This is a genomic window from Hyphomicrobium sp. (assembly GCF_051860585.1).
Lineage (GTDB): Bacteria > Pseudomonadota > Alphaproteobacteria > Rhizobiales > Hyphomicrobiaceae > Hyphomicrobium_C.
On the sequence record NZ_JBHYDS010000006.1, the window covers coordinates 175,140 to 199,462 of the forward strand.

Genomic DNA, 24,323 nt, shown 5'->3' on the forward strand with positions numbered 1-24,323 from the left:
GGCGCAAGGCCAAGGCGGCCGCAAAGCCCGAAGTCCACAAGCAGATCGCCAAGGCGCAGGGGTTCCAGCGTCCCAAGACCAAGGCCGTCTCCGCAACGGCCAAGACCAGCCCCGCCAATGGTTTCGCTCTCGACATGAACGACGACGAGGCGATCGACGCCGACTTCAAGCGCCAGAGCGTGGGGTAGGCCGAGCGTCTTCCCTGCTCGAGGCCGGCCGTCTCCACGGCGGCCGGTGCTTGAGCGGGCAGCTAACTGCAAGAACCGAACGCCATTGTGTCCTCCGTGATGAAGAAAAACATGCACGCATCAACCCAAGCAGCGATATCCGGTGCGCTCAGCGACCAGCACTTCGTCTATCTGGCGAAGCTGATCGAGGAGAAGGTCGGCATCCGCCTGCCGCCGAACAAGCGGACCATGGTCGAGGGGCGTCTGCGCAAGCGGCTGAAGGCGCTCGGGCTCTCCAATGTCGAGACCTATGGCGACTACCTGTTCGAGGACGGTGCACTCGACCAGGAATTGCCGCACCTCATCGACTGCATGACCACCAACAAGACGGACTTTTTCCGCGAGCCCAATCATTTTAACGTCCTCGTGGAACGGATCCTGCCGGAGCTCTTCCAAGGGTCGATCCCGGGACAGGGCCGGGACGTCAAGGTCTGGAGTGCTGCTGCCTCGATCGGCGCGGAAGCCTTCACCATCGCCATGGTGCTGGATCAGGCTCTGCGCGGGTATCCGCGGGCCACGTATTCGATCCTCGGCACCGACATCTCCACCGACGTCCTGCGCCAGGCGACCCGCGCGATCTATCCGTTGGAGATGATCGCGCCGGTCCCGCAAGAGCTGCAGAGGCGCTACTTCATGCGTGCCCGCGACGCGCGCCGCGCGGAAGTCCGCGTGGTGCCGGAGCTGCGCCGCAACGTCACCTTCAAGCATCTCAATCTCATGGATCCGACCTATCCGGTCGACCGGGATATCGATGTGATCTTCTGCCGGAACATCCTGATCTACTTCTCAAAGGCTATTCAGGACGTGGTCGTGTCCAGGCTCATCTCTCATTTACGACCCGGAGGCTATCTTGTGCTGGGTCATTCCGAGTCGATGGCCGGTGGCGGCCAGCCCGAGATTGCCCAAGTCGTGCCGACCGTCTTCCGCAAGAGAGCATCCTCAAAAGAGCAACCGCAATGCCAGCCGCCCCAAAAGCGCCGATACGCGTCCTGATCGTCGACGATTCCGCGGCCGTACGGCAGGTGCTGACAAGCATCCTCGACGCCGAGCCCGACATCGAGGTGATGGCGACGGCCGGTGATCCGTTCTCGGCTGCCGAGAAGATCCGCCGCGAGATTCCCACCGTCATGATTCTCGACATCGAGATGCCGCGGATGGACGGTCTGACGTTCCTGCGCAAGATCATGGCGCAGCGTCCCATTCCGGTCGTCGTCTGTTCCGCTCAGTCCCGCTCGGACGTGGTTTTCGAGGCGCTCGAGGCCGGTGCGCTCGACGTCATCGGCAAGCCGCGCGTCGACACCACCCAGTTCCTGATGGAATCGCGAACGCGTGTTTGCGATGCGGTTCGCGCCGCCGCCCGCGCCAAGATGGACAAGGCCCGGCCCATGCGCTCCAGCCCGGTCGCGGCGAAGCTGACAGCCGACGTCATCCTGCCGCCGCCGCGTCCGACTGCCAAGACGCAGGGCACCGCAGACCGCATCGTGTGCATTGGCGCTTCGACCGGCGGGACGGAAGCGTTGCGGGACCTTCTCGTGGCGTTGCCGGAGGACAGTCCGGGGATCGTCATCGTGCAGCACATGCCTGAGCATTTCACGACGGCGTTCGCGCGCCGCCTCGATGGCCTGTGCCGCATCAACGTGCGCGAGGCGGTGGAAGGCGACGAGGTGCTGGCCGGCCGCGCGCTGATCGCGCCCGGTAACCATCACATGCTCCTGAACCGCATCGGTACCGGCTTCCGCGTCAGCATCAAGGACGGCCCGCTGGTGTCGCGCCACCGCCCGTCGGTGGACGTGCTCTTCCGCTCCGCGGCGCAATATGCCGGATCGAACGCCATGGGCATCCTGCTCACCGGCATGGGCGACGACGGCGCCAAGGGGTTGCTCGAGATGAAGACCGCCGGTGCCTTCACCATCGCCCAGAACGAAGCCACATGCGTCGTGTTCGGGATGCCGCGGATCGCCATCGAACTTGGCGCCGCCAACAAGGTGCTTCCGCTCGATCTGATCGCGTCCGAGATCCGAAGGACCCACCATGCCCATGCGTGATATCGGCAGCGACGATACGGCGCTCGAAGACCTGAGAAGCGCCGAGTCGCTTCTCGATGGAGTCTTCGCCGGCCGCACTCGGACGTTCGTCGCCGCCGGCGACGAGCTGGTCGAGGCGATCGGGGCGTTCCGCGGGCTGTCGTCGGTGTTCGACGCGCTGCCGACGGTGCTTGACAACGACGAGCTGCAGAGTGGCGCCACGACCCTCGAGGCGGTGGCGCACGACTGCACGGCGATTCATGATCTGATTCCCGGGCAGCTCGATGCCGTGGACAAACTGTTCGCGGCTAACGCGAACATCGGCAAGCGCCTGGACCAGTTGCGCGACAATATCAAGATCGTTGCCTGCATCGCCATCAACGCCCGCATCGAAGCCTCGGCGTTGAAGTCCAACAGCCAGGAGATGCTGACGTTCACGTATGACGTCGCCAAGCTCGCCGCGACGGCCGAGGCCATGATCGATCAGTACAGCCAGGAACAGCGTAAGGCGCATCAGGTCCTGCAATCGGCACACGATGTGGTGTCGGAGCTGTCCCGCCATCACCGCGCGCAGCTCGGTGCCATCGCCAACGAGGTGCAGAGCAACCTGCGTTCCGTCGAAGCGCGCCGGACGGTCGTGCTGAAAGAGGCCTCTTTCATCGGAGACCGCTCGCGCCAGATCACGGTTTCGATCGGCAAGATCATCACCGCGTTGCAGATTGCCGACATCACCAGCCAGCGTTTTGCCCACGTGCACGAGGCCGTCAGCTTGCTGATCGAAGGTCTTGGTGCGGGCGACGGAACGGATGGCAAAGACTGGTGGGCGGGGTTCGGGCCGGAAGAACGCCGCAGCATTGCCGCGAACGTCGCCTTGCTGCAGATCTCCCAGATCGACCACGCGCTTGCGGATCTCGGAGCCGAGACGCAATCGATCGAGACCGAGATCTCCAAGCTCGCCCGCGATGCCGCCGCAATGGCCGATCAGGGCGCCGCGCTCTACGGTGGGAGCGGCGATGTAGCCCGATCGTTTCTCGGTGAACTCGCGGACCGGATCAACGTCGCCGGGCGGTTGCTTTCCGGATGTAATTTGGCGTTCAGCCGCGTCAGTGAGCTGAACGAGAATGTGGGCGTAAGTTTCGCCTCGCTCCATGCCAAGGCTGCAAGCCTGCAAGGTATCGTCGGGATCGTAAACGGCGTTCGCCTGATCGGTCTCAACGCACATTTGAAATCGGACGGTCTCGGACACGAGGGCCGCACGCTCAGCGCCATTTCGCGCGAGCTGCGGACATCGGCCGATTCCATCACGGGGCATGCGCGCTATCTGATCAGCGAGATGGATTTCACGCTCGCGCAGTTCGACGAGCTGAAGACGCACAATGGCGCCGTCAGCACGGAGCGGCTGCGGGGATTGGTCGACGGCATGGCCGGCGCTCTCGATGCTTTCCAGCACGGCGGCGCGCGGCTTGCGGAAGCCCTGACCTCGCTGTCGCGCGAGGGGCAAACGGTGCGCAGGAACCTCGAGACGGCCATTTCCTGCATCGGTCAGCGAGACGATCTCGAGGCCCGTCTCAAAAACGCGCGCGACATCCTCGCCAAGGTTGGTGCTTCGGCCGGTAGCTCCGGGCAAACTCCCCGAGCCGACGCAGCAATCGCGACGTACTTCGCCGACCGCTACACGATGGCGGCGGAACGCAACGTGCATTCCGCGCAACAGACTGGAGATTGCCGCGCGTCGGGCAGCGCGGTCGCGCAGTCGGCGGACGAAGATCTCGAGAGCATTCTCTTCTGAGCGTCAGCATGACGGGATGGAAATACCGTTCAGTATTCTGCCGCATCAGATCGAATGAAAGTTGGGTTCACAGGCACGACATTTTTAATACCTGCGCTGCATAGTCGCGGGTGATTGGCTTTCAGTGGGTAGCAGCCGGTCCCACGATCGGTGTGGCTCCATGAAGAGGAGATTTTGCGGTGGGTCCTGCGATTCAAGCCCCGTTCGTACTCAATTGCGAGGGGTCGCTGACCCTGGCAAACGCTGCGCAAACCCGTCGGCGTCTGCTCGACGCGCTGGATAGCAATGAAAGCGTTCTCGTCGACATCAGCGATGCTGAGGACCTGGACATCACCTTCGTCCAGCTGCTGATCTCCGCGCGGAAATCCGCTGAATCGCAACACAAAGATCTCCGTCTCGGTGCGCCGGACCACAGCGAAGGCTCCAAAATCATCGCACGCATCGGCGTGGCGGCGGCCGATCTTCCGCCGCACGGCGACGTGCCCGTTGCAAACCCTGCGCCGGCAGTCCGCATCGATCACGCCGACCAGATCGACGACATCGACCAGGTCACGGTCGCAACCTTGGTCAACGAAATCGGACCGGCCGCCGTCAGCCAGTCTCTCGGCGTTTTCTTTGTGCAGATGATTGCGCGTTTGGACGTCTTGCGCGGCCTGTCAGAAGCAACGGATCTCGCCGAGATCCGGCGCGAAACTCATCTCTTGAAGGGCACCGCCGGGACTTTCGGTCTGCGTGGGCTGGTGGCCAATGTCGCGGAATTCGATCGCACGGCCGGCTCGCTGGGTGCTGACGGTTATCGGGTCGCGGTCGAGCGCATGGCGGAAACCCTCCGGCGGGCGCAGGTGGCTCTGCAGCCGACGCTGGCGACAGTGTCCTAATCGAGATCGGCATACGCGGGAGGCGGTCATGCGAGTTCTTGTTGTCGACGACAGTGCAACGACGCTCGTCCTGATGTCGCAGATCGTCGCTTCCATCGATGCCACGGCGTTGACCTTTGACGATCCCATCAAAGCGCTGAGCGAGGCCCCGCGCTTCGATATCGATCTGGCCGTCGTCGATTTCGAGATGCCGGCGTCGATTGACGGCGTCGAGCTGATCAAGCGGCTTCGCGCCATCCCCTGCTTCAGCGACCTGCCCGTGGTGATGGTGACCGCCTGCGACCGGCCGGCCATTCGCTATGCGGCCCTCGACGCTGGCGCGACGGATTTTTTGCGCAAGCCGATCGATCCCATCGAGGTCAAGTCGCGGCTCCGTAACCTTCTCAAGCTGAGGGACGCGCAGAACAAACTCCGCAACAAGGTGTCCTGGCTTGCTGACGAGGTCTCGCAGGCGACGCGTGCGTTGTTGGAGCGCGAGGAGGAGATCATCTACCGCCTTTCGCTGGCCGCGGAATATCGCGATACGGAGACCGGCTCCCACATTGCTCGCATGGCCCGCTATTGTCTGCTGATTGCCGAAGGTCTCGGACTGGACGCGGAGGATTGCCGCACGCTCTATCTGGCGGCGCCGATGCACGATATTGGAAAAATTGCCGTCGCCGATTCGATCCTACTCAAGCCCGGCAAACTCACTGCCGAGGAGCGCGCGGTCATGGAGTATCATACGCTCCACGGCTCCAAGATCCTCTCCGGCAGTAAATCGCCTCTCATTCGCGTCGCCGCGGAGATTGCCGTATCGCATCACGAGTGGTGGGACGGAACCGGCTATCCGAATCGCCTGAAAGGCACGGACATTCCGCTCTTCGGCCGGATCGCGGCGATTGCCGATGTGTTTGACGCCTTGACGAGCGAGCGGCCGTATAAGGCGGCCTGGTCGCCCGAGAAGGCGCGCGCGTCCATCATCGAAGCGTCGGGAACGCACTTCGATCCCGATTGCGTGGCGGCGTTTCTAGCATGCTGGGCCGATATTCTCGGTGTCGTCGGAACCGACGACCGCGACATTTGCAAAAAGTGGATGGCGACGGATCCTGCCGTTTCGAATTCTCCATCGGATCAGCCCGAAGCGGTCGCCGTCGCGCACCTGTCCTGAAGGGCCGGACAAGCTCAGAGCGATATGATGTCCAGGCTGCGGAGTCCTTATCGTCCGTGACGAACCGGATTCGAACGAGCCGCAGTCCTATTCCCGCATCTCGCTCTAAGCGGACCGGAACCGACTATCGCCAGCGGCCACAAATCGCATGATCGCCTCGCGGAGCTCCTCAACGCTATCGACGTGAACATCCGTGCTCAAGGCGCGAACCTGTACGTGGCTGTAGCCGTAGGAGACCAGGATCGCCGGTATTCCTGCTGCGATCGCTGCGCTGCTGTCGTTACCCGTATCGCCCACCATGAGTGCTCTTTCGCGGCTTCCGCCGGCGAGAGAAATCGCCTCGAGCAGTGTCAGAGGATCCGGCTTTTTGGGCCGGTCGTCCCGGTGCCCTACGACGGCATCAAAAAGGGCGCGAAGATCCAGTTGTTCGAGGATCTCGGTAGCAATGCCCTCAACCTTATTCGTGCAAACCGCGGTGTGCACCTCCACGTCCCGGAGATCCTCGATCATCGTCCTCATACCGGGATAGACCTGCGAGTGCCGCACGGGCGTCTGCCGGTAGGCGGCAATGAATTGGCGATAAACGACCGCCGCCTTCTCGGCCGGAAGGCTGAGCCGCTTGGCGACAAGAGCGCGCCAAAAGAAGCCGCTCAACCCCTCGCCCATCATGGCCGCTGCTTCTTCGGTTCGGGTCGGGCGGCACCCGTATGGCGCAAGCGCGCAGTCGAGGGCCGCCGCGATGTCGTCAACCGTGTCGACGAGGGTGCCGTCGAGATCGAATACAATTGTCGGCGCGGGAGGTCGCCTGCTCATGAGCGCGTACTCCGTCGATTGCCGCTCGCGTGAACGTCCGGTTTCCGAATGCCGGGCCCGGACCTTTCGAAAGAGTCGACGATCCAAACGGCAATCTTGTTCCCTCGGAACACGGGAACTCCGCGACTTTCCAAATCAACGCGTGGGTGCGCCGGGGGCGGGGCGCACGTGGCCAACCGGCACACGGTGATACGAGGGGCACAACTCAATCAATGGAAGCCAACGGCGGACTCACGCTCTCCAGCGGCTTGCGTTCGGCCGCAATTCCCCAAATGAACGCGATGACGGCCGCAACGATCATCAGCAACGCGCCGAGCAGATAGCCGGCAAAAACGCTTGTCCGCGAGCCTGTCTCGATCAGGAGGCCGAACAGCCAAGGGCCAATGGTGCCACCAACTCCCGCGCCGATCGCATAGAAGAAGGCAATGGCCAGCGCCCGGATCTCCAATGGGAACGTCTCGCTGACAGTGAGATACGCCGCGCTCGCCGCGGTTGATGCGAAAAAAAACACCACCATCCAGGCCGCCGTCAGCTGCCCTGCCGAGAGAAGCTCGCGGGCGAACAAGGCTCCGGTCAACGCCAGCAGCAGGCCGGACATCGCATAGCTGAAGGCGAGCATTTGCCTACGGCCGATCGTGTCGAAAAGGCGTCCCAGAACGATAGGACCCAGGAAATTGCCGGCGGCGAACGGCAGGATGTACCAGCCCACGTGCTCGGCCGGGATAGCGTAGAAGTCGGTGAGAATGAGCGCGTAGGTGAAGAAGATGGCGTTATAGAAGAATGCCTGCGCGCCCATCAGGCTCAAGCCGACCAGTGTCCGCTGCCGCTGGGCGCGGAAGAGCGTCGAGGCGACTTGAGACAGCGGCGTATGAGTTCGCGGACGAATGCGGATGGAGGGAAATGGGCCCGCAGGTAGGGTGTGACCACGATTTTTGAATCCGATCTCGATGGCCGACACGATGGCTTCCGCCTCGCCGGCACGGCCGTGCGTCACGAGCCAACGCGGGCTCTCCGGGATCCAAAGTCGCAAAATGAAAATGAACAGTGCAAGCCCCGCGCCGATCAGGAACGCCAGGCGCCAGCCGACATCGGGATCGAAGGTGGCGGGATCGAGCAGCACGATGGACCCTGCCGCACCGATCGCCGCGCCGACCCAGAAGCTGCCGTTGATGGCGAGGTCGGTCCAGCCGCGCACCCGCGCCGGCACGAGTTCCTGGATTGTCGAGTTGATGGCGACATACTCACCGCCGATACCGGCGCCGGTTAGGAACCGGAAAGCCATGAAACTCCAGGCATCCCAGGACAGGGCGGTGGCCGCCGTGGCGAGCGAATAGACCGCAAGCGTGATGAAAAACAATTTCTTGCGGCCAAGCCTATCGGTCAGCCAGCCAAAGAACACGGCGCCCAACACTGCCCCTGCAATATACGCGCTGCCCGCGAGGCCGACGTCGGTATTGCTGAACTGTAGCGTCGGACTCTGCTTCAATGCACCGGAGACAGCGCCGGCGAGGGTCACCTCAAGGCCATCGAGGATCCATGTGATGCCGAGCGCGACAACCACGAGGGTGTGAAATCGCCCCCACGGCAAGCGGTCGAGGCGCGCCGGAATGTCGGTTTGCACGACTGCATTATCTTGCGTTGCCTGTTGTTCCATGCAGCTTTGGGCCCCATCGACGACCCTCGATAAACGCCGTGGGCCGCCCGGCGTTGCCTGCAGTGTCTCCGATCGCAGCTCAGCTGGATTGAGCATCAGTCGCGAGCGAGCGCGTGACGAGGAGCCGGTTTACGAGTGAGGATGCGAGCGAGCTCAGCGTGGAGCGACGACCGAGAGGCGGCGGGCTACGTGCCCGGTGGGACCACAGCGCACAATATGCGTTCAGCATGTGAGAGAGATGGGATCTAACCCATTGAAACGATTGGCGCGCCGGAGCGGATGAAGATGAGAACTACAATTTGGTCGTGGCGTTAGGATAGCTCCAGCTTCAGTTGCGTCGGGAGTGACCGATTTCATATGCATGTGCGCAAGCGCTGCAGGGTGGTCGGTGGTCCGGCACTTCGGCCGAGCCACGTGTCCTGCGCCCTGTCCAATGCTGAGTACGACTCCGCGTTGACAGTCTTAGATCGGCGCGCGGAAGGCCGACAGGCCCTGAGCGGATCCGGTTCGTCACGGACGATAAGGACTCCAACCGCCACGAGACCTCACCGTCAACCCGGTATCGAGCGTGGCTGATTCCACTTATGATGAAGAAGACGGAGCCGCCGAGACGCTAAGCGCTTCGGCTTCCGACGCCCGTGCGTTCGACCTCTCGGCTCGTTCGCCACTTCTGCAGCCGATGATGAGCGCCGCAACTGGGCAGGTGGCACTTCGGCATGTTGCTGCCCCTCAGGTTCGCGCCAGCTCTCGGCCGCTAGGAGGCGGAACGTGGAATTCGGCAGGCACTTGGCGACAACGCAGGTAAGAGCCCCGGCCATAGGTTCCACGGCGGTGAAGCGCTTGCTCGTGGCGCGATCGCTGCGCAATTTCGGCGATGGTTTTGTAGCGTTGATCTTGCCGGTCTACCTGACGGCGCTCGGCTTTTCACCGTTCGAGGTCGGTCTGGTTGCCTCGGCGGCGATGCTCGGCTCCGCTTTGCTGGCATTTTTTATCGGCTTCCTGGAAGCCCGATACTGCAATCGCCAGCTCTTTCTCGCGATGGCCGGCCTTACGATCGCGACAGGCGTCGCGTTCTCAGTTTTCGATGACTATTCCGTGCTCCTCATCGTGGCCTTTGCCGGTACGGTGAACCCGTCGACCGGCAGCGCCAGCCCGTTCATGCCGCTTGAGCGTACCGTGCTCGCGCGTGAGGTCTCGAGTGCCGAGCGCACCAGGACATTCGCCAGCTACAGCTTCATAGGTGCGCTGGCAGGCGCCATGGGAGCACTCGCCGCCGCCACACCGGATCTGCTCGGGCAACTCGGACTTGGGCAGATCGCCGCGCTCAAAGCCATGTTTGTCGTATACGCGCTCCTCGGCCTCGCAGGCGCCCTCGTCTACGCGGGTATTCCCGCCCGCCACCCTAGTTTTTCACAAGATCGGTTTTCCCAAGAACGGCCGGCGGCAGTGCTCGGGCCCTCGCGTCAGTTCTTCTACAAGCTTGCTGCCCTGTCCTATCTCGACGCCTTTGCCGGCGGCTTCGTGGTTCAGTCGCTTTTGGCGCTTTGGTTGTTTGTGCGCTTCGACATATCACTCACGGCCGCAGCGCTGTTCTTCGCCTGGTCGGGGGTTCTGTCGGCTTTTTCGTTCCCGGTGGCCGCCTCGCTGTCGCGCCGCATCGGCCTCATCAACACGATGGTGTGCACGCACATCACATCGAGCATCTTCCTGATATTGGCCGCGATCGCACCGACACTCACGATCGCGCTCATCCTGTTGCTGTTGCGTGCTGCCTTCTCGCAGATGGACGTGCCGATCCGACCATCATATGTGATGCCGATCGTGACCGAACCCGAGCGAACGGCGGCGACAAGCTTCACGTCCCTGCCGCGGAGCCTTGCGGCGTCCACCAGCCCAGCTCTTGCCGGAGCGCTTCTGGCCGCTTCGTTCCGCGGATGGCCGCTCGTCATTTGCGGCGTTTTGAAAATCATTTGCGACTTGCTGCTTCTCTCGCAGCTCCGCCGCGTGAAGCCAACCGAGGAAGGCTAGGAAATTCGCGGCTTTCCAGGACGGAGCCACACGATGCCGCTTCCCTGCAAGGCATGATGTAATCACCGTTTCGATTGGCCGGAAATGGCCGAAGACCACGGGTGCGTTCGCATTCGAGGGTAACCACGCCACGACGCACGATTGATACAAACAGCCTTACGGTGTAGTATCGCCGGACTACAAGCGCCGCGACCTATTGATCTGCGGCGGCTACATGCTCTGTGTCACCACCCCGACGATTGAACCTGCTCGGACGAGCGGGAGAAGGGGACTGGCCATGACGAGTTTGAAGTTACACATCGATGACGCCGTGAGCCCCGCTCACCCGAACGTCCGCAGGATTGATCCGGCGGATCTGAGAGATGCTTTGGTCAAGGGCCTCGACGACTTCATGGCCATGCCGACCTTCGCGTTGTTCCTCGTCGCCGTTTATCCGATCATCGGTCTCATTTTATTCTGGCTGACGTTCGGACTTAATATGATGCAGCTGGTTTTCCCGCTCATCGCCGGCTTCGCCTTGATAGGTCCTCTGGCTGCGATCGGCCTGTATGAACTCAGCCGACGCCGGGAGCAGGGTCTCGCCATCTCCCTGGGGGCCTTGAAAGATATCCATTTCCCGTGCATTCGCGCCATTTCAGCGCTCGGTGTTGTACTCATGGCGATCTTTTTCGCTTGGCTGGGTGCAGCGATGGCAGTCTACCGTCTGACCTTCGGGGACTGGGTGCCGCCGTCCATTGCGGAGTTTGTGCACCAGGTTTTCACGACACCCGCCGGCTGGACACTGATAATCGTTGGTTGCAGCGTCGGATTGCTCCTTGGCATCGTAGCCTTCACGATCAGTGTCGTGTCCGTACCGATGCTTTTGGATCGCGATGTCGGCGTCGTAACGGCCGTTGAAACTTCAATCAGAGTGGTGCTGGCGAACCCGCAAACCATGGCGTTGTGGGGACTCATTGTTGCGGGCGCCTTGATGATCGGCTCTTTGCCGTTTCTCATCGGTCTCTCCGTTGTTTTCCCGGTGCTTGGACATTCGACGTGGCATTTGTATCGCGCGGCTGTTGAGGCTTGATGTGCTGCAAGATCTGGAGATGGCAACAACGGCCTTTTAGCCCACGTCACGGGACCTCAGAGGCAGGGATGAAAAACGATGGCTCTAGCGCTAGTCTTGATTCTGGTCGTCGTCGGCTCGGTGCTGTTCCATGTCTTGAGCCCGTGGTGGTGGACGCCGATCGCTTCGAACTGGCGCTATATCGATGACACGATCCTGATCACGTTTTGGATCACCGGGATCGTCTTTGTCGCCGTCGTACTATTCGTAGCCTACTGCCTCATTCGCTTCCGGTATCAGCCGGGACGGCAAGCAGTCTACGAACCCGAAAACAAAAGACTGGAATGGGGGCTCACCATAGCGACTGCGGTCGGCGTGGCAGCCATGCTTGCGCCCGGTCTGATCGTTTGGAATCATTTCATTACAGTTCCAGCAGATGCGACCGAGGTCGAAGCGCTCGGCCAGCAATGGCAATGGAGCTACCGCCTGCCCGGCAAGGATGGGAAGCTCGGTCTGTCCGGTACGCAAAACGTCAGCACCAATAATCCGCTGGGGCTCAGTTCGCACGACCCCAACGCCAAAGATGATCTCGTCATCGAAGCGGCCGACCTCCACCTCCAAGTGGACAAGCCGGTGAAACTGCTGATGCGGTCCGTCGACGTCATCCACGATTTCTACGTGCCCGAGTTCAGAGCCAAGATGGATATCGTGCCGGGAATGGTCACCTACGTTTGGTTCACGCCCACCAGGACCGGAACATTCGAAACCTTCTGCGCCGAGTACTGTGGCACCGGGCACTACACCATGCGCAGCAAAGTCGTCGTCGACAACGAGGCCGACTACCAGACCTGGCTCGGCGAGCAGAAGACATTCGAGAGCATGATGGCGCAAGCGGCACACATAAACACCGCTGCCTCAGACCAAGAGCCTGGGGATCAAGGCGCTGAGTCTATGGGAGTGAAACGGTGAGATTTCCGATGACCTAAGTCTCACCACAAGACGCGAGGAGGCATTTGATGGCCGACGTCGCACGTGACGCATACGAAGGTATCCGTCCCGCCGAAGTGCCGGATGTTGAGCTCTACCATCCCAAAAGCTGGTGGACGACGTACGTCTTTTCTCAGGACGCCAAGGTCATCGCAATTCAATACAGCGTCACGGCCCTGGGAATAGGACTCGTCGCGCTGGTGCTGTCTTGGCTGATGCGCATCCAGCTCGCCTACCCCGGCGCGCTCGCATTCATCGACGCGCACTTCTACTATCAGATGATCACCATGCACGGCATGATCATGGTGATCTATCTCCTCACTGCGCTCTTTCTCGGAGGCTTCGGAAATTACCTCATCCCCCTGATGCTGGGGGCGAGGGACATGGTGTTCCCCTACGTCAACATGCTGAGCTACTGGATCTACCTGCTCGCGGTGCTCGTGCTAGTGGCAAGCTTCTTCGCGCCGGGTGGACCGACGGGCGCCGGCTGGACGCTCTATCCGCCACAGTCAATCCTCGCCGGCACGCCGGGAGGAGACGACTGGGGCATCATCCTGATGCTCTCTTCGCTGATACTGTTCATCATCGGCTTCACCATGGGTGGCCTCAACTATGTCGTCACGGTGCTGCAAGGGCGCGCCCGCGGCATGACGCTGATGCGCATGCCCCTGACTGTGTGGGGCATCTTCACGGCGACTGTGATGGCGCTCCTCGCCTTCCCCGCTCTGTTCGTGGGCGCGGTCATGATGCTGTTCGACAGGCTCCTCGGCACCAGTTTCTTCATGCCGACCATTTCCCAGATGGGCGAGCAGATGAAGACGAGCGGCGGCACGCCGATCCTGTTCCAGCACCTCTTTTGGTTCTTCGGGCACCCCGAGGTGTACATCGTGGCCTTGCCCGCTTTCGGCATCGTCTCCGACTTGATCGCCACGCACTCGCGGCGCAACATTTTCGGTTATCGCATGATGGTGTGGGCCATCGTCGCCATCGGCGCCCTGAGCTTCATCGTCTGGGCGCATCACATGTACGTCAGCGGCATGGACCCCTACTTCGGCTTCTTCTTCGCCACCAGCACGCTCATCATCGCCATTCCGACGGCCATTAAGGTCTACAACTGGGTGCTGACCTTATGGCGCGGAAATATCCACCTCACGTTACCGCTCTTGTTCGCGGTCGCCTTCATCGTCACGTTCGTTAACGGAGGCATTACGGGTCTTTTCCTTGGCAACGTGGTCGTGGACGTGCCTCTCTCGGACACCATGTTCGTCGTCGCGCACTTCCACATGGTGATGGGCGTCGCGCCGATCCTCGTCGTGTTCGGTGCGATCTACCATTGGTATCCAAAAATCACCGGGCGCATGCTGAACAACACGCTCGGGCACATTCACTTCTGGGTTACGTTCATCGGCGCCTACGCCATTTTCTTCCCCATGCATTACGTGGGGCTCATGGGTGTGCCTCGCCGCTACTACGAACTGGGCGATTCAAATCTGAGTTCGTCCGTGGTGCTCAACCAATACATCACGATCGCGGCTCTGATCGTGGGCGCCGCGCAGATGGTGTTCCTGTTCAACCTCATCTGGAGCGTTTTCAAAGGCAAGCCGGCGGGCGGCAATCCGTGGAGAGCCACGACGCTCGAATGGCAGACGCCGGAAACCCCGCCGGCGCATGGCAACTGGGGCAAGGAGCTGCCGGTCGTCTATCGCTGGGCCTATGACTACAGCGTGCCAGGTGCGCCGGAAGATTTCATTCCACAGAACCAGCCCCCGGCTCCCCAAGCCGCCTAGAGGAGTGGCGAATGACCATCACACTCCTCTTTATGGCCATCGTGAGCGTCATCGCTGCACGGTGGCTGTGGCACCAGGGATTGGCGACAAAGCCCTGGCTCGAGGAAGGCGCGCCACGCGACATGCCTGGTATGAGCACCACGTCACTGCCCGCTTCGAAGGTCGGGCTCGGTGTTTTTCTCGCCGTCGTCGGCGCGCTGTTCGCGCTGCTGATGAGCGCCTATTCCATGCGCATGCCCGTGGGCGACTGGCTGCCTATGCCTATCCCGAATGTGCTGTGGTTCAACACAGCTATGCTGGTGTTGAGCAGCGTCGCACTCCATTCAGCCCAGCGCGCCGCGCGCCAGGGTCGGATCGACGGAGTACGGAGCGGCGTCCTGACAGGCGGCGTCACGGCGCTTCTGTTCCTAGTCGGGCAGCTTTTGGCCTGGCGGCAGCTGACGGCCGAGGGTTATTTCCTGGCGACGAACCCGGCCAGCTCCTTCTTCTATTTGATGACCGCGCTGCATGGGCTGCATGTGGCCGGCGGGCTCGTCGCCTTGGGCCGGACGGGCGCCAGCGTCTGGAACGACGATCGGGTGGTGCTCGAGGAAGCGTCCTTGAGCGTCCAGTTGTGCGCCGCGTACTGGCACTTCCTGCTCCTGATCTGGTTCTTCCTTCTTCTTTTGTTGACTGGCTGGGCAAGCGACTTCATCGCGATTTGTCGCCAAGTGGTCGCCTCGTAAGGTTCGAAAGCAATGGCTGAAGCAACGCTGAATTCCACAAGTACCGGCGAAACGCCGTTAGCCGGCTGGCAAGGCGCCACCGCAGATTGGTCCTCGGACCAACGGGCATTCAAGACCGTCTCGTGGGGGAAGGCCATGATGTGGATCTTCCTCCTCAGCGACACCTTCGTCTTCAGCTGTTTTCTCATCGCCTACATGACGGCACGCATGACGACGGTCGTGCCATGGCCCAATCCGAGCGAGGTCTTCGCCTTGAATATCGGCGGAGAGAACGTGCCCCTCATTCTCATCGCCATCATGACCTTCGTCCTGATCAGCAGCAGCGGGACGATGGCCATGGCCGTCAACTACGGCTATCGCCACGACCGCAAGAAGACAGCCATTCTGATGCTGGTGACGGCCGCTTTCGGCGCGACGTTCGTGGGCATGCAGGCGTTCGAATGGACGAAGCTGATCATGGAGGGTGTACGGCCGTGGGAGAACCCCTGGGGCGCGGCGCAGTTCGGATCATCCTTCTTCATGATCACGGGCTTCCATGGCACGCACGTCACGCTCGGCGTGATTTTCCTGATCATTGTCGCACGCAAGGTCTGGCGCGGCGATTATGACACCGGTGCGCGGGGATTTTTCACGAGCCGCAAGGGCAACTACGAGAGCGTCGAGATCATGGGCCTTTATTGGCACTTCGTTGATCTCGTGTGGGTGTTCATCTTCGCCCTGTTCTATTTGTGGTGAGAGGCATCATGGAAGCAACGACACACACGATGGCGACGGCCAAAGTGGCAACGCGCGAGCACGGGCAGCAACATCCAATCAAGCTCTATCTCGTGGTCTGGGGATGGCTGTTCGTTCTCAGCGCATGTTCCTATGCCGTCGATTATTTTCACGTGCAGGGATACCTCAGATGGTTCCTGATCCTTCTGTTCATGATGCTGAAGGCAGGCCTGATCGTAGCCGTTTTCATGCACATGGCCTGGGAACGGTTGGCGCTGATCTATGCCATCTTGATCCCGCCCGTGGCGGTTCTGGTGTTTGTCGCCATTATGGCCTTCGAGGCCGACCATACGCATCTTACGCGAGTGCTTTTCTTTGAACCGCACACCGCAGCCGTCGCGGCTCCACCTGCGCATTGAGGCGCCCCAAGGAACTCTCCAAAGAGCTCTGGGGCCGCCCGGCTATGCCGTCGCGCCCGTCAGTGCGCTACGACCCGGCGATAGAGATGCCAGGTCGAATGTCCGAGCACCGGGAATACGACGGCAAGACCGAAGAAGAAGGGTAGCGATCCGATCAGGAGCGAGGCCGCAACAATCAAACCCCACACGGCCATTGTCAGTGGGTTCTCGAGCACGGCCCGCACGGACGTTCGAACAGCGGTCGCGGCGCTGACGTTGCGGTCGACCAGCATGGGGAACGACACCACGCTGATCACGAGGACGAGGAGAGCGAAAAGGAAGCCGACGGCGTTGCCGACAATGATCAGCTGCCTGCCGGCGGGGGTGGTCAGGATCTGATTGACGAACTCCCCAACGGAAGCCGGCACCGCGGACCCAAAGATCTGCTCGTAGAGGAGCTGGGCCACGGAAAGCCAGGCAAAGAAAATCGCCAAGAGCGCCAGACCCAACAGCGCGATGGATCCGAGCGAGGGAAGGTGAAAGACATCAAAAACGTGTGACGGCGATGCATCGAGGCCGAGCTCGCGGCGCCGGCTCAGCTCATAAAGGCCTAGGGCCGCCAATGGGCCAATCAACGTGAACCCCGCGAGGAGCGGATAGACCAGCGGCAGCACTTCGTAGCCAAACGAGAGCCTGAACAGAATGAGCCCGATGATCGGGTAGATGACGGCCAGGAAGATCGGGTGGCTTGGGACGGCACTGTAGTCTTCCCAGCCTTTCTTCAGCGCGTCCCTCAGGTCCGCCAGTCCGATCGTGTTGATCACTGGCTCACCCGGCCGCCAGATGGCGGAGGCGGGCCATTTCAGCTCCACCCCCGGGTGGTTCTCCATTGGCGCGGCAGGGGCCCCTACCGCTATATGATCGAGGGCTTCGGCAGCAGCACGCTGCCGGTCCTCCGGAAGAGCATCAATCCTGGCTATGGCGAGTTCGAGAACCTTCAACATGGCATCGCTCCCGTTTCCGGTTACGAGCTGGCGCAAGGCCTAATGTCGCTTGGTAAGCGCACATCTTGCGCCGAGCGGGTCTGGCAACCCCGGCACGTGGCCGAAGGGCCGCCCAAAAACGACTTGGCGCACTATACCGAATTCGGCCTGCGGACGCAGCACACGTCTTTGAGGTGGTGCACTAAAGGCGGAGGCGCAATACCGAAATCCAGCAATTGTCTTGTATCGGCTCGGACCGACGGACTTTGCCTCAGAGCCCCCCGGTCAGCAGCAGCACGGCGCCGACAGCAACAAGCGCGAGTCCCGGCCAAACGGCCTTGAGTCCAAAGCCTTCCGCGGGGTTTATGGGTTCAAGCGTATTCGCGGGCTTGCCAGGTGGAAGCTGTTTTCCACCGCTTAACCGGTGTCGCCGCAGAGGTTGGTAGGCCATGAACACCAGACCTACGAGAACCAGCAGCGCACCAAGCAGTATGAGTGTCATGCTTTCCTCCTCTTGTTGCCCCCTCCCATCCTTCTTGCTTCTTGCCGATCGGGACACCCCCCAAGGCGCACGCCAATTCAGGCGCGCCGATCGGTGGCATATCGCCTGGGCCCATGCGCCGATCAGGGCCGCTCTCAGCTTACACCTTCTCGGCTGCGCTCGTCCGATGCCATCGCGGCGAAGAGCCCCGCTGGTCCGCGGGTCAGAAACCTTTTTCGCACCCAACCATTGCCCAATGCCGCAAAAAGCGAATATTTATTCTTTTGAAACCGTCAGCGTCACGAAGGCTGGTTTCAGATGGCAACTATTCGGCATGTGCTTCTGCAGAAGGGCCGCAAGGTCCACGAAATCCATCCCAATGCCCCCGTGATCGAGGCGTTGAGGCTCATGGCAGAGCACAATGTTGGCGCCCTGGTCGTAACTGACGACATTCATCTTGCCGGCATTGTTACCGAGCGCGATTATGCCCGCAAAATCGCGTTGAAGGGACGAACATCGCTTGAAACCCCAGTCCGCGAGATAATGTCGTCGAGGGTCATCTGTGCCCGGTTGGACCAGACCGTTGAGGAGTGCATGGCGATCATGACCGCCAGGGCCGTCCGTCATCTCCCGGTACTCGAGCACAAGATGATCGTCGGAATTGTTTCGATTGGCGATCTGGTCAGGAGCCTGATCGAGGATAAGCAATTCATCATCGAGCAACTTGAACACTACATTCACGGCGATCGCTGACGCAGCGTCGAGCGGCTGTCTTCATCCGCCCGGGCGTGCCCAATTTGACGAAGCCCCGCCCGGAGTTCTCGGTATGTCGGCAATGGCGCGCCGGAGCGGACGAAGGCACCGATGTCTGAACGAAAGATTTCCGATATTGAAGAAACGGAAGATGCGATGTTGCAACGGGCCCAACTTCGCCGGGTCTGTGCCCATCTGGTGGGCACAAGGGGCTCCAGATGATCTGGTCGAGACTGTCGAGATCGCGATCGAAAACATTGAGCGCTTTATCGATCCTGTCATCGAGACCGCCATGGCCGAACCTTCTCAACGGAGCTCATAGGTTTTGGTAGGCGGCTTGGCCTCCATGGCGTCTCGATGATCTCCGACAAAATGGTCCGTCACAACTTTAAGTAGATTTCCGACGGCGTCACAGAGGTCATTCCCGACGCATAAATCGCCATCCGTAAATAAACGGATGTACTTATCGCGTTCATCTAGCGCGTAAAAAGCCATCGGTAAGTACCCGGAGGGTTGACGTTGATTTTTTCCCTGTGTAGCGGGAAGAACATCCGAGAATATCCTGAGCGGACGATGCGTCGGCGCAACACCTGAGGAGTATTCAGCCCGTCTCGATGCATCGGGAAATGCGGCCATTGTGTGTTTATCGCTGCTTGAGGTCCCCTGGATGGATAAATCCAGCTGGGACCACGGTCTCCTGGCTGTTGGGGGAGGAAGCAGTGGTAATGACGCAGTTTAGATTTCCGTCACAACGTACGGTCGTAGCGCTGGGCTTGCTGGGGATCGGCTCAAGCTCGACATTCGCTCAAAAGCCGGCGGAGCCCGCGGGCGGTGCGCTTCCGGAAGTGCAGGTCATTCAGAAAAAACCCCCGGTCGCTGCTCAGAAAGCTGCACCTGCGGCCAAAAAGGCCGCGCCTGTCGCTTCGCCGGCGCCTCAGCCGGCACCCGAGGTGGTCGAGCAGGCCCCCATCGAGAGCAATTCGCCTTATGGCGCCGCGAACAGCGCTGGAGCGCGCGCACGAGCTGAGAATTCGGCGACGACGCCGGTCAATCCGACCCAGATGCTTCCGACGAACTTGGAAGGATTTTCAGCCGCGGCGACCAACGTCACACCTCAGGTGATCCAGCAGCAACAGCCGAGCGACCTCAACGAGGCGCTGACGCGCGTGCCGGGCGTGATCGTCATCAACGACGACGGAAACGCTCATCACGGCGGCATCGCCGTCCGCGGTTCGCCGCCGCGCCGGTCTCGCAAAATGTTGATCATGGAGGATGGTCATGCGGTCAACATGGCCTTGTGGCTCGATCCGTCCGTGCACTATTGGGCGCCCATCGATCGCGTCGAAAGCATCGAGGTGCTTCGCGGGACGGTGATTACGCAGGGTCCGAACAACAATTTCGGCGCCATCAACGCACGCAATCTGTCGCCCTTCGGACCTTCCGAGACGGTGATCAGCTCGTCCATCGGGTTCACCAAGAGCAGAGGAGGCACGTTCCGACCAATCGAGGAGGTCGAGATTGACAACGGTGACGTCGAGATCGAATTCGGCGACGCCGTCTCGCGCAAATCCTCGACGGACGTTTCGGGACGCTGGCACACGCACACGCGGCAGACCTTCGACAACGTCGGCGTCGTAGCGTCCTACACAGGCGCGGACGTGCAGGGCAATTGGGACACCGAACGTTTGCGCTTCAACGACTTCTACGGAGCGATCGGCTGGAAAGGAAGCAGCTCGGATCTCGTTGTTTCAATGGTCCACGCCAAGCAGCGTGACGATTACGACGAGCAGAACTTCCTAGGCGGCTTCGAAGTCGAAGGCGCTGGCAGCGAAGACGAGGCCGCGGCTGTCGCTGCCGGTATAGCGGAGCGGCAGTTCTACCAGTTGGGGCACTGCAAGACGTGCTTTGCGCCGGCTGCGGGGCTCAACACCTATACGGGCGAGATCTGGCGCGGACAGATCGTACACAACGCCTATCTTGACGACGATACGACGATCACCAGCCGGTTTTACGCTCAGCAACATCGCCGTGATCGCTATCAGCTCTTTTCGGCGCAGTCGGACCCGAGCGGCATACCTGGGGATGGGCCCGAGATCGAAGATGGTCCCGACGGTCCGGGCGGCCTGGACAACATCGAGCTTGGAATTGACAGCATGTTCGGCCGACTGCGCACGTTCCGCCACGTCGGCGGTGAGGTGCGCGGCGAGTGGGCCAATCGTCACTTCCTCGGGTTCAAACAGGATATCCAGGCAGGCATCCGGTACGAATACCAGGACATGACCAACAAGAACGTCATCGGCCGCGAAAATGAGATCATGAAGGACGGAAACAAGGGCGTGCTGACGTTCTTCGACCGTTCGCTGGACGCAAATACGGTGTCGGCGTTCCTGCAGACCAATATTTACGTCGCGCGGGACTTCAATGTCGTGCCGGGCGTGCGCTTTGAGTATTTCGATGTCGGCCGCCGCAATGGCGTCGTCGCGGCCGAGGAGGGCGAAGCGGAAATCGAAGGCGATGATCTCGAGATAGAAGGCATCGACTTTTCACCCAATCCCGCAACCGAGAGCTTCTCGAGCTCCAATGCGTTGCCAGGCGTCTCGTTCGCTTACACCGGGTTTAAGCGGACGACGATCTTCGGCGGCTATCACCGCGGGTTGACGACGACCGTCCTCCGAAACGAGGATTTCCCGGCGCCCGACGAGATCGGTGACAATTTCAACCTCGGCCTGCGCAGCACGGCGTTCCGCGGATTGGAATTCGAGGTCGTCGGCTTCCACCAGCGCTTCAAGGATTTCCAGTACGGCGAATCCTTCTCGGCGCTTGCCACCGACCGCGAGTTCGGACGGGCCCAGGAAGCGGAGATCAACGGTGTCGAGCTGTTCGGTCGCCTCAACTCTCAGCCATTCACGGGTGGCGCGTACAATTTGTTTGCAGAGGGCAACTATACCTATGCTCGCGGCATCCTGACGAAGGCGCTCATCTTCGACGAGAACGGCGACATCGAAGCCGACAACAGCGGAAACCGAATTCCGGAGGCGCCGGTTCACGTCGCGGCGCTTACGCTCGGCGTCGAAAAGCACACCGGGTGGCGCTGGGACGCGAGCGTGACGTGGACCTATCGCGGCTCGTTCTTCACCGACGCGGGCAACACTCCGTTTGGCCGCGGCTTCGAGATCGAGGACGAGGGCGGCGGCGAATTCGAGGTCGAGGAAGCCGGCGAGACGGGTGGCGTGCCGGACGTCTGGCTGCTGTCGGCCCGCTTCAACCTCGATATCGGCGATACGGGCGCGAGCGTATTCGTCGCGGGCGATAACCTTCTCGACGAACTCTACATCTCCGACCGTGAGGACGGCATGAAACCCGGTCTGGGCCGCACGATCTGGACCGGTTTCAAATACAAATTCTAATTCACGGTTTGCAGGTTTTAAGGCGATACGGCTGTGACGCGGCGCCCCGGGCTTCGAGGCGCCGCGTTTTTTTCTGAAACTCACACACACGCAATTTCACGTTCGCGTTATCGGGAAACTTGGCAACCGGCATTGGGAGATCATCCCATAGTGCAAGTCGATTGTACTGTTATCTTGCGCGGGCTTGCAGATGGCTTGGGCGTCGAGATAGCCGGTCTCCTCCTTAGGGTTTTCCCGACGCCCAGCCATCTTTTTTTAAAAAGAACCCGCGTTTTCGGGTCAGCACGCAGATTGCAAGTAAAGAACGCGCAAGGCGAGTGAGCTTTGTGTGGAGGGAGAACTCGTCTCAGGGGGCACTGCCCTTGAGGCTAGACGGAGCGGTTCGGCAACGTGATTCAAATGTTTTGGGCCGATGCCGCTTGCACATGGGAAAGGAAACGCAATGAGAAGAAGCTTAATGCTAGCGGCTGGCAGCGTACTTGCTGTGCTGCTCGGCATGAGCGGGCCGGTGCTCGCGAATGCTGAAATTGAAAAGAATACCAAGAACGAGAATCTCTGGCCTGCTCCGGGCCGCGACAACAAGCTGACGCGCCATTCGACGTTGAAAGACATCAACACGTCGAACGTTGCGAAGCTGCAGTTTGCCTGGTCGCAGTCGACTGGCGCTCTGCGTGGCCACGAAGGTCAGCCCGTCGTGGTCGAGCACAACGGCAAGCCGATGATGTACTTCTCATCGGGCTGCCCGAACATGGCCCAGTGCAACATCCTGCAGGCGCTCGATCTCAGCGATCCGGACAATCCGGTTCAGGTCTGGAACTACGTCAAGAAGACGGATCGCGATGAATCGGCCGTTCCCCGCGCGTGCTGCGATACCGTCCATCGCGGCGTGAACTATGCGGCCGGCAAGGTGATCTATCACACGCTCGACGGCTTCGTGATCGCGCTGGACGCGACCACCGGCGCAGAGAAGTGGGTCGTGAAGCATGCCTATCCCGAGCACGGTGAGACCATCACCGGTCCGACGCTCATCGCCGAGAACCTCGTCATTGCCGGCTTCGGCGGCGACGAATTCGCTGCCCGCGGCCGCCTGACGGCCTACGACATCGAAACCGGCAAGGAAGTCTGGAAGTGCCATGCGACCGGCTCGGACAAGGATGTCTGCCTGACGCCAGACACCAACAAGGCCAACCCGCACTTCGGCACCGCAGGCACCGACATCGGCATCACCTCGTATCCGGATACCAATGGCGGCGAGTGGAAAATCGGTGGCGGTTCTTACTGGGCATGGGGCAGCTACGACCCCGAGCTGAAGCTCATCTTCTGGTCGACCGGCAACCCCGGGCACTGGAGCCCGAGCTATCGCTGCAGCGCCAAGACGCACGATGAGTGCAACGATGGCAAGCACGACAACAAGTGGTCGATGACCATCTTCGCTCGCAAGGTCGACACGGGCGAGACCGTCTGGGCTTACCAGATGACACCCTTCGATCAGTGGGACTATGACGGTGTGAACGAGAACATCCTCACCGACATGGACATCGACGGCAAGAAGGTGAAGGCCCTCACGCACTTTGATCGTAACGGCTTCGCCTACGTCCTGAACCGCGAGAACGGCACGCTCCTGCGCGCCAACAAGTTCGTGACCGTTGATTGGGCCGAGAAGGTCGACCTCAAGACCGGTCGTCCGATCAAGGTTCGCGAGCACTCGCCGTTCGAAGTCGGCCGCAACACGCCGGCTTGCCCCTCCGCAATGGGTGGCAAGGACCAGCAGCCCTGCTCCGTCGATCCGAAGGAGCCTAACAAGTTCTACTGCCCGACGAACAATTGGTGCATGGAGGACGAGCCTCAGGAACGCACGCACACCCAGCAGGGCACGGTCTACGTGTTTGCCAACGTGTACATGTATCCTGAGAAGCCTGGCATCTCCGGCAAGATCAAGAAGTTCGACGTCCTGACGGGTAAGGCCGACTGGGAAATCCCGGATCCGTATCCGAACTGGTCGGGCACGATGGTCACGGATGGCGGCCTGATGTTCTACGGCTCGAAGAGCGGCCACTTCCGCGCTGTCGACCGCAACTCCGGCAAGGTGCTTTGGCAGAAGAAGCTGGGCTCCGGCATCATCGGCAACCCGATCACCTACAAGATCAAGGGCAAGCAGTATGTCTCGATCTTCGCAGGTCTCGGCGGCTGGATCGGCATCCCGGTCACGGCAGGTCTCGACATGAACGACAAGTTCGGCGCGATCGGTGCAACGGCGATGGCCAAGGCCACCGGCCTCGATAAGATCCCGCAGGGCGGCGAACTCTACACGTTCGCAATCAGCGAGTGATCGGATCGTAAGAAGAATGGACGCCCGGCTCCGCAAGGCGCCGGGCGTCTCGCTGTCTGCGGTCACAGGAGAACAGCGCGCGAAACCGTGATCGCCTGTGAGCACCCTGAGCGCAATCCAAGCTTGCCGCCGCTCCGGACAGCAAATA

At 61.0% G+C, this 24,323-nt stretch carries 20 protein-coding genes (1 of these 20 only partly in view); 16 read left to right on the forward strand and 4 right to left on the reverse strand.

Translation table 11 applies throughout. The features are described 5' to 3' along the window. From ACTIFK_RS11585 to ACTIFK_RS11610, 6 genes are all read left to right on the forward strand, one after another. On the forward strand, positions 1 to 188 hold the 3' end of the coding sequence (locus tag ACTIFK_RS11585; RefSeq protein WP_439543224.1) for a methyl-accepting chemotaxis protein. It extends 1,726 nt beyond the left edge of the window; only the last 188 of its 1,914 coding nucleotides appear in the window; its start codon lies off the left edge, out of view; its stop codon occupies positions 186 to 188. 111 nt (positions 189 to 299) lie between these two features. Then, positions 300 to 1,220: a CheR family methyltransferase gene (locus ACTIFK_RS11590; RefSeq protein WP_439543225.1), complete on the forward strand. Its 921-nt coding sequence runs from the start codon at positions 300 to 302 to the stop codon at positions 1,218 to 1,220. Further along, positions 1,184 to 2,272: a protein-glutamate methylesterase/protein-glutamine glutaminase gene (locus tag ACTIFK_RS11595; RefSeq protein WP_439543226.1), complete on the forward strand. Its 1,089-nt coding sequence runs from the start codon at positions 1,184 to 1,186 to the stop codon at positions 2,270 to 2,272. Before ACTIFK_RS11590 ends, ACTIFK_RS11595 begins: the two co-directional genes overlap by 37 nt. After that, positions 2,265 to 4,040, forward strand: a complete 1,776-nt coding sequence (locus ACTIFK_RS11600) for a hypothetical protein (RefSeq protein ID WP_439543227.1) — start codon at positions 2,265 to 2,267, stop codon at positions 4,038 to 4,040. The genes ACTIFK_RS11595 and ACTIFK_RS11600 overlap by 8 nt, the downstream gene beginning before the upstream one ends. Before the next feature lie 179 nt (positions 4,041 to 4,219). Further along, positions 4,220 to 4,918 (forward strand): STAS domain-containing protein, encoded by a 699-nt coding sequence (locus ACTIFK_RS11605; RefSeq protein WP_439543228.1) that lies wholly within the window; start codon positions 4,220 to 4,222, stop codon positions 4,916 to 4,918. A 28-nt stretch (positions 4,919 to 4,946) separates the two neighbouring features. Continuing rightward, positions 4,947 to 6,068 (forward strand): HD domain-containing phosphohydrolase, encoded by a 1,122-nt coding sequence (locus ACTIFK_RS11610; RefSeq protein WP_439543229.1) that lies wholly within the window; start codon positions 4,947 to 4,949, stop codon positions 6,066 to 6,068. 105 nt (positions 6,069 to 6,173) lie between these two features. Here ACTIFK_RS11610 and ACTIFK_RS11615 read toward each other — a convergent pair whose 3' ends face one another. Further along, positions 6,174 to 6,881, reverse strand: a complete 708-nt coding sequence (locus ACTIFK_RS11615; protein WP_439543230.1) for an HAD family hydrolase — start codon at positions 6,879 to 6,881, stop codon at positions 6,174 to 6,176. Between the two features lie 205 nt (positions 6,882 to 7,086). Next, the gene (locus tag ACTIFK_RS11620; protein ID WP_439543231.1) at positions 7,087 to 8,535 is read right to left on the reverse strand and encodes an MFS transporter; all 1,449 of its coding nucleotides are present in this window, start codon (positions 8,533 to 8,535) and stop codon (positions 7,087 to 7,089) included. A gap of 831 nt (positions 8,536 to 9,366) precedes the next feature. Between ACTIFK_RS11620 and ACTIFK_RS11625 the strand changes: the two genes are divergently transcribed. The 7 genes from ACTIFK_RS11625 to ACTIFK_RS11655 all read left to right on the forward strand — a co-directional run bounded on the left by ACTIFK_RS11625 (position 9,367) and on the right by ACTIFK_RS11655 (position 16,243). Continuing rightward, the gene (locus ACTIFK_RS11625; RefSeq protein WP_439543232.1) at positions 9,367 to 10,563 is read left to right on the forward strand and encodes an MFS transporter; all 1,197 of its coding nucleotides are present in this window, start codon (positions 9,367 to 9,369) and stop codon (positions 10,561 to 10,563) included. A 277-nt stretch (positions 10,564 to 10,840) separates the two neighbouring features. Then, positions 10,841 to 11,632: a DUF2189 domain-containing protein gene (locus ACTIFK_RS11630; RefSeq protein ID WP_439543233.1), complete on the forward strand. Its 792-nt coding sequence runs from the start codon at positions 10,841 to 10,843 to the stop codon at positions 11,630 to 11,632. Between the two features lie 78 nt (positions 11,633 to 11,710). After that, the gene (locus tag ACTIFK_RS11635; protein ID WP_439543234.1) at positions 11,711 to 12,580 is read left to right on the forward strand and encodes a cytochrome c oxidase subunit II; all 870 of its coding nucleotides are present in this window, start codon (positions 11,711 to 11,713) and stop codon (positions 12,578 to 12,580) included. A 47-nt stretch (positions 12,581 to 12,627) separates the two neighbouring features. Then, entirely contained in the window at positions 12,628 to 14,385 is a 1,758-nt protein-coding gene (locus tag ACTIFK_RS11640; RefSeq protein WP_439543235.1) for a cytochrome c oxidase subunit I, read from the forward strand. Positions 14,386 to 14,396: 11 nt separating this feature from the next. Beyond that, the gene (locus ACTIFK_RS11645) at positions 14,397 to 15,110 is read left to right on the forward strand and encodes a cytochrome c oxidase subunit 3 (protein ID WP_439543236.1); all 714 of its coding nucleotides are present in this window, start codon (positions 14,397 to 14,399) and stop codon (positions 15,108 to 15,110) included. Positions 15,111 to 15,122: 12 nt separating this feature from the next. Continuing rightward, positions 15,123 to 15,845, forward strand: coding sequence for a heme-copper oxidase subunit III family protein (locus ACTIFK_RS11650; RefSeq protein ID WP_439543237.1), 723 nt, complete (start codon positions 15,123 to 15,125; stop codon positions 15,843 to 15,845). A gap of 29 nt (positions 15,846 to 15,874) precedes the next feature. Further along, entirely contained in the window at positions 15,875 to 16,243 is a 369-nt protein-coding gene (locus tag ACTIFK_RS11655; RefSeq protein WP_439543238.1) for a cytochrome C oxidase subunit IV family protein, read from the forward strand. A 59-nt stretch (positions 16,244 to 16,302) separates the two neighbouring features. Here ACTIFK_RS11655 and ACTIFK_RS11660 read toward each other — a convergent pair whose 3' ends face one another. After that, entirely contained in the window at positions 16,303 to 17,226 is a 924-nt protein-coding gene (locus ACTIFK_RS11660) for a DUF2189 domain-containing protein (protein WP_439543239.1), read from the reverse strand. A gap of 250 nt (positions 17,227 to 17,476) precedes the next feature. After that, entirely contained in the window at positions 17,477 to 17,707 is a 231-nt protein-coding gene (locus ACTIFK_RS11665; protein WP_439543240.1) for a hypothetical protein, read from the reverse strand. A 297-nt stretch (positions 17,708 to 18,004) separates the two neighbouring features. Here ACTIFK_RS11665 and ACTIFK_RS11670 point away from each other — a divergent pair, with 297 nt between their 5' ends. The 3 genes from ACTIFK_RS11670 (at position 18,005) to ACTIFK_RS11680 (ending at position 24,175) form a co-directional block, all read left to right on the forward strand. Next, on the forward strand, positions 18,005 to 18,439 hold the full coding sequence (locus ACTIFK_RS11670; protein ID WP_439543241.1) for a CBS domain-containing protein: 435 nt from the start codon (positions 18,005 to 18,007) through the stop codon (positions 18,437 to 18,439). 725 nt (positions 18,440 to 19,164) lie between these two features. Beyond that, complete coding sequence (locus ACTIFK_RS11675; RefSeq protein WP_439543242.1) at positions 19,165 to 21,846, forward strand: TonB-dependent receptor family protein; 2,682 nt, start codon at positions 19,165 to 19,167, stop codon at positions 21,844 to 21,846. A 442-nt stretch (positions 21,847 to 22,288) separates the two neighbouring features. Next, positions 22,289 to 24,175 carry a PQQ-dependent dehydrogenase, methanol/ethanol family gene (locus tag ACTIFK_RS11680; protein WP_439543243.1) on the forward strand — a complete coding sequence of 629 codons (1,887 nt, stop codon included), beginning with the start codon at positions 22,289 to 22,291 and terminating at the stop codon, positions 24,173 to 24,175. The last annotated feature ends 148 nt before the right edge of the window (positions 24,176 to 24,323 follow it).

Coding starts and splice junctions, on each gene's coding strand:
- ACTIFK_RS11590 (WP_439543225.1), top strand. CDS start 300: ATGCACGCATCAACCCAAGCAGCGATATCCGGTGCGCTCAGCGACCAG.
- ACTIFK_RS11595 (WP_439543226.1), top strand. CDS start 1,184: ATGCCAGCCGCCCCAAAAGCGCCGATACGCGTCCTGATCGTCGACGAT.
- ACTIFK_RS11600 (WP_439543227.1), top strand. CDS start 2,265: ATGCGTGATATCGGCAGCGACGATACGGCGCTCGAAGACCTGAGAAGC.
- ACTIFK_RS11610 (WP_439543229.1), top strand. CDS start 4,947: ATGCGAGTTCTTGTTGTCGACGACAGTGCAACGACGCTCGTCCTGATG.
- ACTIFK_RS11615 (WP_439543230.1), bottom strand. CDS start 6,881: ATGAGCAGGCGACCTCCCGCGCCGACAATTGTATTCGATCTCGACGGC.
- ACTIFK_RS11620 (WP_439543231.1), bottom strand. CDS start 8,535: ATGGAACAACAGGCAACGCAAGATAATGCAGTCGTGCAAACCGACATT.
- ACTIFK_RS11630 (WP_439543233.1), top strand. CDS start 10,841: ATGACGAGTTTGAAGTTACACATCGATGACGCCGTGAGCCCCGCTCAC.
- ACTIFK_RS11635 (WP_439543234.1), top strand. CDS start 11,711: ATGGCTCTAGCGCTAGTCTTGATTCTGGTCGTCGTCGGCTCGGTGCTG.
- ACTIFK_RS11640 (WP_439543235.1), top strand. CDS start 12,628: ATGGCCGACGTCGCACGTGACGCATACGAAGGTATCCGTCCCGCCGAA.
- ACTIFK_RS11645 (WP_439543236.1), top strand. CDS start 14,397: ATGACCATCACACTCCTCTTTATGGCCATCGTGAGCGTCATCGCTGCA.
- ACTIFK_RS11650 (WP_439543237.1), top strand. CDS start 15,123: ATGGCTGAAGCAACGCTGAATTCCACAAGTACCGGCGAAACGCCGTTA.
- ACTIFK_RS11655 (WP_439543238.1), top strand. CDS start 15,875: ATGGCGACGGCCAAAGTGGCAACGCGCGAGCACGGGCAGCAACATCCA.
- ACTIFK_RS11660 (WP_439543239.1), bottom strand. CDS start 17,226: ATGTTGAAGGTTCTCGAACTCGCCATAGCCAGGATTGATGCTCTTCCG.
- ACTIFK_RS11665 (WP_439543240.1), bottom strand. CDS start 17,707: ATGACACTCATACTGCTTGGTGCGCTGCTGGTTCTCGTAGGTCTGGTG.
- ACTIFK_RS11670 (WP_439543241.1), top strand. CDS start 18,005: ATGGCAACTATTCGGCATGTGCTTCTGCAGAAGGGCCGCAAGGTCCAC.
- ACTIFK_RS11675 (WP_439543242.1), top strand. CDS start 19,165: ATGACGCAGTTTAGATTTCCGTCACAACGTACGGTCGTAGCGCTGGGC.
- ACTIFK_RS11680 (WP_439543243.1), top strand. CDS start 22,289: ATGAGAAGAAGCTTAATGCTAGCGGCTGGCAGCGTACTTGCTGTGCTG.